Origin of the sequence: Curtobacterium sp. MCSS17_008, assembly GCF_003234185.1 — a bacterium.
Lineage (GTDB): Bacteria > Actinomycetota > Actinomycetes > Actinomycetales > Microbacteriaceae > Curtobacterium.
The window spans coordinates 464,303-475,647 of record NZ_QKSM01000001.1 but is presented as its reverse complement, the minus strand read 5'-3'; the positions used below and the strand labels follow the sequence as shown (position 1 = coordinate 475,647).

The following is an 11,345-nucleotide window of genomic DNA, read 5'->3' as shown; positions in this document are numbered from 1 at the left end:
AAGAGCCGTCCAGAGCTGACCCGTCCCCAGACAGCCACGCGCTCCCGCCACGTGGGGTGCGAGGCTGCTTCGCTCGGCGCGTGTCCCCGTTCGCCGCTCGCTGCTGCCTCGTCGGGGCTGCGGTCCTGCTCGCGGCCCTCGGCGTGGTCGCCGAGCTGCCGGGAGCGCAGCGCTCGGTCCTGCTCCTGGCGGCCGGGTGCTGCGGGGCGCTCGACGTCCTGGTCGTCCGGACGGCACCGGTGGCGGAGCCGAGCGGACCGCTCCTGGTCGACCCCGTCGGTGCTGACCCGCTCACTCCTCGCGAGGAAGCACGCGAACCTCGCGCGGTCGTGCTCGGACGGTCGTCGGACGGCCGTCCGGTGCGGATCGCCGTCGGTGCGGGCGGCACCTGCCACGTGGTGGTCGTCGGCGTCGGCGCACTGGCCGAGGCGGTGTTCGCAGCGGTGTCCGAGCAGCTCGCTGACCTCGCCCTCCACAGCACCCTCGACGGTGCCGCAGCCCCCGACAGGGTCCGTACGGCGACCGGTCCCCGACCCGGCCCGGACGTGTCGGCCGGTGCGGGTGTGCCCGGGCTGCCGAGCGGCACGGCGGTGGCCGTGCGCCTCGGACCCGAGGGGGAGCCGCGCACGACGGTCGTCCTCGTGCCGGGCCTCCACCTGCTGCCGCGGAGGTGGGACCTCCTCGTCGAGGTCTCCCGGCACGGCTGCCGGGTGCAGGACGTTCCCGGTGCCGCGCCGACCGCGATCGAGCCCGTCCTGCCCGTCCTCTCCGGGTGACCGGACGTCGCGGGACCGGACGTCGCACGACCGGACGTCGCACGACCGGAGGTCGCACGACCGGACGCCGGGTGTCCGGTCGTCGCGAGGACCGCCGTTCAGCGCAGGCCGGCCCCCGCCCGCATGGAACCGACGGGCACGCCGCCGCCGAGCACCTGCTCGCCGGTCGCCGTCATGACGTCGGCGACGCCCGCGGCGTCGACCAGGCCGTTCCGCTCGAGCAGCGTGAGCGCCGCGAGCGTGCCCGCGCGCTGCGATCCGTCGAGGGTCTTCACCGCGACGGCGGCCCCGCCCGGAAGGCCCATGACCATGACCCCTTCTGCGCCGAACTTCGCGAGCACCCGCAGGCGCTCGATCGTCACGGTGTTCGCTCGTCCGATGCCGTCGATCGCCCACGGGTGATCGAGCACGGCGTCGACGAGCGCCGCGGTGTCCTGGTCCGAGCGGGCGACGACGCCCGCGAAGCCACGTGCGAGTCCGCTCAGGGTGAGCGGGAAGACCGGGGCGCCGCAGCCGTCGGTCCCGACGACGTCGAGGACCTCGCCCGTGAACTCCTCGACGGTCTCGCGGACGCGCTGCTGGAGCGGGTGGGTGATGTCGAGGTAGCTCGCCTCGTCCCAGCCGTTCACGCGGCACGCGGCGAGCATGCCCGCGTGCTTGCCCGAGCAGTTCATCGCCAGACGCCGCGGGCCCGCCATCGTGCGGGCGGTGGCCCGGTCGAAGGGCAGGTCGGGCGGGCAGCCGAGGTCGGCCTCCTCGTGGTCGAAGGACTCGAGCATGTGCAGCGCGAGCGCCTGGTGCGCAGCGGTGCCCGCGTGGCTCGCGGTGGTGAGCACGAGTTCCTCGTCGCTGAAGGACGCACCGGCGCGGCGGATCGCGAGCGCCTGGAACGGTTTCATCGTCGACCGGGGGTAGATGCTCGCGCCGACGTCACCCGCGGCATCGAGCACGTTCCCGTCGGCCGTGACCACGACACCGGCACCGACGTGTCGGCTCTCGTCGAACCCGTTGCGGTCGAGCACCGCGAGCTCGACGGAGCCGGCGGCGGTGAGAGGATGGCGGTCGGTTCGGACGTCGGGGCTCACCGTCATGTCGTCATCGTAGCGAGCGGCGACACGACCACGGCACGCGTGCCGCAGCGCACGGACCACCCCGCAGCGCACGGACCACCCGCAGCGCACGGACCACCCGCAGCGCACGGACCACCCCGCAGCGCACGAACCACCCCGCAGCGCACGAACCACCCCGCAGCGCGGGACCACCACCGCACGAAGGAGCGCACCGTGACCGACCACACGTTCGAGGTCTCCATCCGCTGGACCGGCGACCGCGGCACCGGAACGAGCGGGTACCGCGACTACGGGCGCGACCACGACGTGCTCGCTGCGGGCAAGCCCGACATCGCCGGCTCGGCCGACCCGGCGTTCCGCGGCGACCGCGACCGGTGGAACCCGGAGGAGCTGGTCCTCGCCGCGCTCGCGCAGTGCCACATGATGAGCTACCTGTACGTCGCCGTGCAGCAGGGCTTCACGGTGGTCGGCTACGAGGACACCGCCACGGCGTCCCTCGACGTCCACCGGGACGGCACCGGCGAAGTCACCGGTGTGACCCTGCGCCCGGTCGTCACGGTCGTCGAGGCCGACCGGGTCGAGGACGCCGAGGCCGCGCACGCCGAGGCGAACCGGTTGTGCTTCATCGCGCGTTCGGTGGCGTTCCCCGTCCACCACACGCCGGTCACCAAGGTCCGTGCGGCAGGATAGGTCCCCGTGAAGCGTCTCCGCCTGCTCCCGATCGCCATCGTCCCCGCCGTCGTGCTCGGACTCGCCGCCTGCTCCGGGAACGGCTCGGGTGACGCCTCGGCATCGCCCAGCGCGTCGTCCAGCGCCTCGGCGACCCCGATCTCGTCGTGCCCAGAGCCCGGATCCGCTTCGGAGGCGGTCACGGTCAGCGGCACCGTCGGTGGCGACCAGGCACCGAAGGTGTCGTTCGACAAGGGCATCAGCGCGGAGACGCCGCAGGCGACCACCGTCGTCGAGGGGTCGGGCAAGGCCCTGGAGGACGGCGAGTTCGCGCAGGTCTCCTACGCCGTGTACAAGGCGTCGGACGCGTCGAAGCTCGGCGCGGTCGGCTTCGACCAGGGCAACCCGCAGGTGCTGTCGGTGGGCGGTACCGGCTTCGGTGCGCTCCTCGCGTGCACCAAGGTCGGCGACCGCGTCGCCGCCGTCGGCGATTCCGCGGCGCTCGGTTTCAACACCGGCGGTGAGATCGTCGTCGTCGCCGACGTGATCGCCCAGACGCCGACCAAGGCGACCGGTACCCCGCAGGAGCAGGACCCCGCACTGCCGACCGTCGAGGACAAGGCCGACGGCGAGCCGGAGATCACCATCCCGTCCGGCGCCGAGGCCCCGTCGAAGACGGAGGTCGAGGTCCTCAAGCAGGGCGACGGCGAGGCGATCGCGAACGGCGACACCGCCCTGGTGCAGTACAAGGGCGTCCAGCTCGACGGCGGCAAGGAGTTCGACTCGTCCTGGTCGAAGGGTGCCCCGACGACGTTCACCATCTCGGAGGGGTCGCTCATCAAGGGCTTCGTCACGGGACTCGTCGGGCAGAAGGTCGGCTCGCAGGTGCTCATCGTGACCACGCCGGAGGACGCCTACGGTGCCAACCCCCCGGAGGGCTCGGGCATCCCGAAGGACGCATCACTCGTCTTCGTCGTCGACATCCTCGCCAAGGGCTGAGACCGTGGCCCCGCGTCGCATCGTCGTCCTCGGCAGCACCGGCTCGATCGGTACCCAGGCCCTCGACGTCGTCGCGCGCAACCCCGACCGCTTCGAGGTCGTCGGACTGACCGCCGGCACGAACCACGAGCTGGTCGCCGAGCAGGCCTCGCGCTTCGGCGTCCGGGACACGGCCTTCGGAGCCGAGGACGCCGAGCGGCTCGTCCGGAGCGTCGAGGCGGACGTGGTGCTCAACGGCATCACCGGATCGGTCGGCCTCGGCCCCACGCTCGCCGCGCTGGAGTCCGGTGCCACGCTCGCCCTGGCGAACAAGGAGAGCCTCATCGTCGGCGGCCCGCTCGTGCAGCGGGTCGCTGCCCCGGGGCAGATCGTGCCCGTCGACAGCGAGCACTCCGCGATCGCGCAGGCACTGCGCTCCGGCTCCGACGCCGAGGTCCGTCGACTCGTCCTGACCGCGAGCGGTGGCCCGTTCCGCGGACGCTCCCGCGCCGACCTCCGTGACGTCACGCCGCCACAGGCGCTCGCCCACCCCACCTGGGACATGGGCCTGGTGGTCACGACGAACTCCGCGACGCTCGTCAACAAGGGACTCGAGGTCATCGAGGCGCACCTGTTGTTCGCCGTGCCGTACGACCGCATCGACGTGACCGTGCACGCGCAGTCGATCGTGCACTCGATGGTCGAGTTCGTCGACGGCTCGACGATCGCCCAGGCGTCCCCGCCCGACATGCGCCTGCCGATCGCGCTCGGCCTGGCCTGGCCCGACCGTGTCCCCGGCGTGGGCGTGCCGCTCGACTGGACGACCGCGAGCACCTGGACGTTCGAGCCGCTCGACACCGATGCGTTCGGCGCGGTCGACCTCGCGAAGCACGTGGGCGTCCTGGGTGGCACCTTCCCCGCGGTCTTCAACGCGGCGAACGAGCAGGCCGTCGCCGCCTTCCACGCCGGTGCCATCGGCTTCCTCGACATCGTGGACACCGTCCGACGGGTCGTCGACGAGCACACCGCGGGGGAGCCGTCCCTCGAGGGCGTGCTGGCCGCCGAGCGCTGGGCACGCGCCACGGCGGACCGCGTGCTGGCCGGCTGACGCGACCAGGCGTCGCGAGCCCGCAACACGGGCCCGTGACGAACGCGCCTGCGCCACCCCGTGCCTCCAGACCGGTCTGGAGGCACGGATCACCTCTCAGGAGGCGCTCGGCTCCGTCATGGGCGGGGTCCCGTACCCTCTGACGGTGACCGTCGAATCCGTGCTCCTCTTCGTCCTCGGCGTGGTCGTCTTCATCATCGGCCTGCTGGTCTCGATCGGACTCCACGAACTCGGGCACCTGTCCTTCGCGAAGCTCTTCAACGTGAAGGTGACGCAGTACTCGCTCGGGTTCGGCAAGGCGATCTGGTCGTTCCGGCGGGGCGAGACCGAGTACGGCATCCGGCCGATCCTGCTCGGCGGCTACATCTCCATGGTCGGGATGCTCAAGCCCCGTGCGACGGGTCGCCCGAACGCGATCACCAACACCGGGATGTACGGCGCCTTCGTGCAGGACGCCCGCCAGGCGAGCGCGGAGCAGATCGCTGACGCCGGCGGCGACGACTCGCGGGCGTTCTACCGCCTGACCCCGTGGAAGCGCATCATCGTCATGGTCGCCGGACCGGCGATGAACCTCGTCATCGGCATCGTGCTCTTCGGCGTGCTGCTGTGCGGTTTCGGCGCCCCGACGACCACGTTCACGTCGAGCGTCGACTGCGTCCTGCCGACCAGCCAGTCGACCCGCTGCGCTCCCGGCGACGGGTCGTCCCCGGCGAAGGAGGCGGGCATCCGGGACGGCGACGTCGTGCTCGCGGTGAACGGGACGCAGGACCCGACCATCGCCGAGGTCTCCCGGGTGTTCAAGCGGTCGGCGGGCAAGGCGGTGACGGTCGTCGTCGAGCGCGACGGCCAGCGGAGGACGCTCGAGGTCACGCCGCAGCTCGCGACCCGTGACGTGGTCACCGACCGGGGCACGGTGGCGAAGAACGCGGACGGCAGCACGAAGACGCAGCAGGTCGGCGTCGTCGGCGTGAGCATCGGCCAGTCACTGGTCCGACAGTCGCCGGCGGCCGTGCTGCCCGCGACGGGGGCCCAGATCGCCGCGTCCGCACACCTCATCATCGACCTGCCGCAGCGCCTGGTCGCCGTCTGGAACGCCGCGTTCGGCGCCGAGGAGCGATCGCAGGACAGCCCGGTGTCGGTCGTCGGCGTCGGTCGGGCGATCGGCGAGGTCTCGTCGATGAGCGGTGTCCCGGTCGTCGACAAGGCCTACACGATCCTCGGACTGCTCGCCTCGCTCAACATCGGCCTGTTCGTGCTCAACATGGTGCCGCTCCTGCCGCTCGACGGCGGGCACATCGCGGGGGCGCTGTGGGAGGCCGTCAAGCGCCGCGCCCACCAGCTCGCGGGCAAGCCGGACCCGGGCGCGATCGACCTCGCGAAGTCGATGCCGCTGACCATGGTCGTGGTGGTGCTGCTCGCCGGCATGAGCGCACTGCTCATCTACGCGGACCTCGTGCGGCCCGTGGACCTGTTCGGGTAGCAGGGCGCCCACTACGCTCGGCGCATGAGCACAGCGCCCATGCCCCCCGTCGCGGAGCTCCGCACCGTCGAACGCCAGGGCACCGACGTCATCGCCGAGTCCGACCGGAAGGGCACGCCGCGGGGACTGTTCTGGCCGTGGTTCGCGGCGAACGTCTCGGTGCTCGGCCTGAGCTACGGGTCGTTCGTCCTCGGGTTCGGCATCTCCCTCGCGCAGGCCACGATCGTCTCGGTCGTCGGGGTCGTGTTCTCGTTCCTGCTCTGCGGCGTCGTCGCGATCGCCGGGAAGCGCGGGTCGGCGCCGACGATGGTCCTCAGCCGAGCGGCGTTCGGCGTCCGGGGCAACCGGCTGCCGTCGTTCCTCAGCTGGGTGCTCACCGTCGGCTGGGAGACGGCGCTGGCGTCCCTCGCCGTGCTCGCCACGTCGACGGTCTTCCGCGAGCTCGGCTGGGACGACGGGGTCGTCACGAAGCTCGTCGCCCTGGTGGTGGTCGCGGCGCTCGTCGTCGGCGCGGGCATCGCCGGCTTCGACGTGATCATGCGCCTGCAGACCGTCATCACGGTCGTCACCGCCGTCCTCACGGTCGTGTACGTGGTCCTCGCGGTGCCGTCGATCGACCTCGGCGTGCTCGGAGCGTTGCCGGCCGGCAGCGCGCAGAACGTCATCGGTGCCCTCGTGCTCGTCATGACCGGCTTCGGGCTCGGGTGGGTGAACGCCGCAGCCGACTACTCGCGCTACCTCCCGCGCACCTCCTCGACGGGTGGGGTCGTCGGGTGGACGACGTTCGGCGGCGCCCTCGCCCCGGCGGTGCTCGTCGTGGTCGGCATCCTGCTCGCCGGGTCGTCGCCGGACCTGGACAGCGCCATCGGAGCCGACCCGATCGGCGCGCTCACCACGATCCTGCCGGTCTGGTTCCTCATCCCGTTCGCCCTCGTCGCGATCCTCGGGCTCGTCGGCGGGGCGGTGCTCGACATCTACTCGTCCGGGCTGGCGCTGCTCAGCGCGGGCGTGCGCATCCCGAGGCCGGTGGCGGCGGGCATCGACGGTGTCGTCATGGTCGCCGGTGCCGTGTACGTGGTCTTCTTCGCGAAGGACTTCATCGGCCCGTTCCAGGCGTTCCTCGTCACGCTCGGCACGCCGATCGCCGCGTGGGCCGGGGTCTTCGTCGCGGACGTGCTGCTGCGTCGCGGGGCCTACGCCGACGCCGAGCTCGAGGACGTCCGCGGGCGCTACGGCGACGTCCGCTGGTCCGCGATCGGGCTCGTCGCGCTCGGGACGGCGCTCGGGTGGGGGCTCGTCACGAACACCTACGGCGTGCCGGCGTGGCTGAACTGGCAGGGCTACCTGCTCGGCCCGGCCGGGCTCGGCGGCCGCGAGGGTGCGTGGGCCTACGCGAACCTCGGTGTCCTCGTCGCCCTGGTCGTCGGCTTCGTCGGCACGCTCCTCACCGCGCGGGGGACGGTCCGCCGTCAGGAGCACGCGCCGCAGCCGGGTGCGGACGCGGGTCCCGAGCCGGACCGCGCCGCCGGGCCGGGGACGGCCGCGTGAGCGTCGTGGTGCCGGCCGACGCCTGGCTCGTGGCGATCGACCTGCAGCAGGTGTTCACCGGCGACAGCCCGTGGGCGACGCCCCGCTACGACGAGGCCGCGGCCGGGACGCAACGGCTGCTGCCGCGGTTCGCCGGACGCACGGTGTTCACCCGCTTCGTCGCGCCGGAGCGCCCGCGGGGCGCATGGGTGCCCTACTACCGCGAGTGGTCGTTCGCCCTCGTGCCCGACGCCGACCCGCTCTACGCGCTGACCGATCCCTTCGCAGCCGCCGTGACCGAGGGCCGTGCCCGCGTCGTGACCGAGCCGACGTTCGGCAAGTGGGGGACGGACCTCCAGGCCGTCGTCGGTGACCACCCGCACCTGGTGCTCACCGGGGTCTCCACCGACTGCTGCGTCGTGTCCACCGCCCTGGCCGCGGCCGACGCCGGGGCGACCGTCACGGTCGTCGCGGACGCGTGCGCCGGCGCGAGCGACGAGGACCACGAGCGTGCCCTCGCGCTCATGCGGCTCTACGCGCCGCTCGTCACGGTCGTGGACCGCGGTACGGACCTGGTGACCGGCCAGGTGTGACGTCGCCCGGAGCGCGTAGAGTCACACCCGTGCCAGCAGTGAACCTCGGTCTGCCGAAAGTCCCGGAAACCCTGAGCCCGCGCCGGAAGTCGCGGCAGATCCGGGTGGGGAAGGTCCTCGTGGGCGGTGACGCGCCGGTCTCCGTGCAGTCGATGACGACGACGCCGACGACGAACATCAACGCGACGCTGCAGCAGATCGCGGAGCTCACCGCCTCCGGTTGCGACATCGTCCGCGTGGCGGTCCCGAGCCAGGACGACGCGGACGCCCTGCCGATCATCGCGAAGAAGTCGCAGATCCCGGTGATCGCCGACATCCACTTCCAACCGAAGTACGTCTTCCAGGCGATCGACGCCGGGTGCGCCGCCGTCCGCGTGAACCCGGGCAACATCCGCAAGTTCGACGACCAGGTCGGTGCGATCGCCAAGGCCGCGAAGGACGCCGGCGTGAGCCTGCGCATCGGCGTCAACGCCGGGTCGCTCGAGCCGAGCCTGCTGCAGAAGTACGGCAAGGCCACGCCCGAGGCCCTCGTCGAGTCCGCGGTGTGGGAGGCGTCGCTGTTCGAGGAGCACGACTTCCACGACTTCAAGATCTCGGTCAAGCACAACGACCCGATCGTCATGGTCAAGGCGTACCGCCAGCTCGCCGCCGCGGGGGACTGGCCCCTGCACCTCGGCGTCACCGAGGCCGGCCCGGAGTTCCAGGGCACCATCAAGAGCGCGACCGCGTTCGGCATCCTGCTCGCCGAGGGCATCGGCGACACCATCCGCGTCTCGCTCTCGGCCCCGCCCGCGCAGGAGGTGAAGGTCGGCCTGCAGATCCTGCAGTCGCTCAACCTGCGGGAGCGCAAGCTCGAGATCGTCTCGTGCCCGAGCTGCGGCCGCGCCCAGGTCGACGTCTACCAGCTGGCCAACGACGTCACGAAGGGGCTCGAGGGCATGACCGTGCCCCTGCGCGTCGCCGTGATGGGCTGCGTCGTGAACGGCCCGGGCGAGGCGCGTGAGGCAGACCTCGGCGTCGCCTCCGGCAACGGCAAGGGCCAGATCTTCGTGAAGGGGCAGGTCATCAAGACCGTGCCGGAGCGCGAGATCGTGCAGACCCTGATCGAGGAGGCGAACCGCATCGCCGACGAGATGGGCCCCGACGCCGCCACCGGGACCCCGCAGGTCGTCACCACGACCTGAGCCGTCGCGCCCGACGCGGCCACGCGGCGGACGGGAGGCGCGGTGCCAGCTGGCGCCGCGCCTCCCGTCCGCCGTCAGGTGCCGTGCCGCGCGTGTCGAGCGACACCGTCCGCTCGGCGCGTCCCGAACGCGCCGCTAGGCTTGCGTCCGTGGTCACACGGCTCTCCCATCTGTTCCTCCGCACGCTCCGCGACGACCCCTCCGACGCCGAGGTGACGAGTCACAAGCTGCTCGTCCGCGCCGGGTACGTCCGTCGCCAGTCCCCGGGCATCTTCGCGTGGCTGCCGCTCGGCCTGCGGGTGCGCCACAAGATCGAGGACATCATCCGCGAGGAGATGGTGGCCGCCGGCGCGCAGGAGGTCCTGCTCCCCGCGCTCCTGCCCCGCGAGCCCTACGAGGCGACCAACCGCTGGACCGAGTACGGCGACGGCATGTTCCGGCTGCAGGACCGCAAGGGCTCCGACTACCTGCTCGCGCCCACGCACGAGGAGATGTTCGCGCTCCTCGTGAAGGACCTGTTCGGCTCGTACAAGGACCTCCCCGTCACGCTGTTCCAGATCCAGGACAAGTACCGCGACGAGGCGCGCCCCCGTGCGGGTCTGCTGCGCGGCCGCGAGTTCACGATGAAGGACGCGTACTCGTTCGACCTCACCGACGAGGGGCTCGAGCGCAGCTACCAGGTGATGCGCGACGCGTACGAGAAGATCTTCGCCCGCCTGGGCCTGGAGTACGTCATCGTCAAGGCCGATGCCGGTGCGATGGGCGGCTCGAAGTCCGAGGAGTTCCTGCACCCGATCGGGGTCGGCGAGGACACCTTCGTCCGCAGCGCGGGCGGCTACGCGGCCAACGTCGAGGCGTACGTCACGCCGGTGCCCGACGCCCTGCCGATCGAGGGCAAGCCCGAGCCCGTCGTGCTGCCGGCGGCCGACACCCCGACGATCGACACGCTCGTCGCGCACGCCAACGAGGTCGCCCCGCGTGACGGTGAGCCGTGGACGGCGGCGGACACACTGAAGAACGTCGTGCTGGCACTGACGCACCTCGACGGCACCCGCGAGGTGGTCGTGGTCGGTCTGCCCGGCGACCGCGAGGTCGACCTGAAGCGCGCCGAGGTCGCCTTCGCTCCCGCCGAGGTCGAGGCCGCCGGGGACGACGACTTCCGGAAGCACCCGGGGGTCTTCGTGAAGGGCTACATCGGCCCGCAGGTGCTCGGTGCCGAGAGCCCGTCGGGCATCCGCTACTTCGTCGACCCTCGCGTCGTCGACGGGACGAGCTGGATCACCGGTGCGAACGAGCGGGGCGTGCACGTCTCCGGGCTCGTGATGGGCCGCGACTTCAGCGCCGACGGCGTCGCCGAGGTGTCCGACGTCCGTGCGGGCGACCCTGCTCCGGACGGTTCCGGCCCGCTCGAGACCGCGCGCGGCATGGAGATCGGTCACGTCTTCCAGCTCGGCCGCAAGTACGCCGAGGCGCTCGACCTCAAGGTGCAGGACGAGAACGGCAAGCTCGCCACGGTCACGATGGGGTCGTACGGCATCGGCGTGACGCGCATCATGGCGATCCTCGCCGAGGCACACAACGACGAGAAGGGCCTGGCCTGGCCGAAGGAGGTCGCCCCGTTCGACGTCCACGTCGTCGCCACGGGCAAGGACCAGGTCGCGTACGACCTCGCCTCGTCGCTCATCGACACCCTCGAGGGCGAGCGCTACGACGTCGTCTACGACGACCGTCCGAAGGTGTCGCCGGGCGTGAAGCTGCGCGACGCCGAGCTGCTCGGTGTCCCCGTCGTCGTGGTCGCCGGGCGGAACGCCGCCGACGGCGTCGTCGAGCTGTGGGACCGCCGTTCGGGGGAGCGCCGCGACGTCGCCGTCGCCGAGCTGCTCGAGGCGGTCCGCGCGATCTAGTGGGTCTCGTCCCGGAGCACGCACGTGACGGACGGGAGGCGCGGTGTCGGCTGGCA

The 11,345-nt window shown here is 72.1% G+C and carries 10 protein-coding genes; 9 read left to right on the top strand and 1 reads right to left on the bottom strand.

All coding sequences use genetic code 11. From position 1 onward, the window contains the following. The first annotated feature begins 80 nt into the window (after nucleotides 1-80). Nucleotides 81-776 (top strand): hypothetical protein, encoded by a 696-nt coding sequence (locus DEJ23_RS02190; RefSeq protein WP_111238593.1) that lies wholly within the window; start codon nucleotides 81-83, stop codon nucleotides 774-776. Between the two features lie 98 nt (nucleotides 777-874). Here the strand turns inward: DEJ23_RS02190 and DEJ23_RS02185 are convergent, their stop codons facing one another. Continuing rightward, nucleotides 875-1,867, bottom strand: a complete 993-nt coding sequence (locus DEJ23_RS02185) for an asparaginase (protein ID WP_111238592.1) — start codon at nucleotides 1,865-1,867, stop codon at nucleotides 875-877. Between the two features lie 192 nt (nucleotides 1,868-2,059). Here DEJ23_RS02185 and DEJ23_RS02180 point away from each other — a divergent pair, with 192 nt between their 5' ends. The 8 genes from DEJ23_RS02180 (at nucleotide 2,060) to DEJ23_RS02145 (ending at nucleotide 11,289) form a co-directional block, all read left to right on the top strand. Next, nucleotides 2,060-2,536 carry an OsmC family protein gene (locus DEJ23_RS02180; RefSeq protein ID WP_111238746.1) on the top strand — a complete coding sequence of 159 codons (477 nt, stop codon included), beginning with the start codon at nucleotides 2,060-2,062 and terminating at the stop codon, nucleotides 2,534-2,536. A gap of 6 nt (nucleotides 2,537-2,542) precedes the next feature. Further along, nucleotides 2,543-3,514 (top strand): FKBP-type peptidyl-prolyl cis-trans isomerase, encoded by a 972-nt coding sequence (locus DEJ23_RS02175; protein ID WP_111238591.1) that lies wholly within the window; start codon nucleotides 2,543-2,545, stop codon nucleotides 3,512-3,514. A gap of 4 nt (nucleotides 3,515-3,518) precedes the next feature. Beyond that, nucleotides 3,519-4,601, top strand: coding sequence for a 1-deoxy-D-xylulose-5-phosphate reductoisomerase (dxr, locus tag DEJ23_RS02170; RefSeq protein ID WP_111238590.1), 1,083 nt, complete (start codon nucleotides 3,519-3,521; stop codon nucleotides 4,599-4,601). Nucleotides 4,602-4,746: 145 nt separating this feature from the next. Next, nucleotides 4,747-6,081, top strand: coding sequence for an RIP metalloprotease (locus DEJ23_RS02165; RefSeq protein WP_181429066.1), 1,335 nt, complete (start codon nucleotides 4,747-4,749; stop codon nucleotides 6,079-6,081). Between the two features lie 39 nt (nucleotides 6,082-6,120). Beyond that, the gene (locus DEJ23_RS02160; RefSeq protein ID WP_375342258.1) at nucleotides 6,121-7,629 is read left to right on the top strand and encodes a purine-cytosine permease family protein; all 1,509 of its coding nucleotides are present in this window, start codon (nucleotides 6,121-6,123) and stop codon (nucleotides 7,627-7,629) included. Then, nucleotides 7,626-8,201 carry a cysteine hydrolase family protein gene (locus DEJ23_RS02155; protein WP_111238588.1) on the top strand — a complete coding sequence of 192 codons (576 nt, stop codon included), beginning with the start codon at nucleotides 7,626-7,628 and terminating at the stop codon, nucleotides 8,199-8,201. Before DEJ23_RS02160 ends, DEJ23_RS02155 begins: the two co-directional genes overlap by 4 nt. A gap of 50 nt (nucleotides 8,202-8,251) precedes the next feature. Then, nucleotides 8,252-9,385 carry a flavodoxin-dependent (E)-4-hydroxy-3-methylbut-2-enyl-diphosphate synthase gene (ispG, locus tag DEJ23_RS02150; protein ID WP_111238744.1) on the top strand — a complete coding sequence of 378 codons (1,134 nt, stop codon included), beginning with the start codon at nucleotides 8,252-8,254 and terminating at the stop codon, nucleotides 9,383-9,385. Nucleotides 9,386-9,534: 149 nt separating this feature from the next. Then, nucleotides 9,535-11,289 (top strand): proline--tRNA ligase, encoded by a 1,755-nt coding sequence (locus tag DEJ23_RS02145; RefSeq protein ID WP_111238587.1) that lies wholly within the window; start codon nucleotides 9,535-9,537, stop codon nucleotides 11,287-11,289. Nucleotides 11,290-11,345 lie beyond the last annotated feature (56 nt).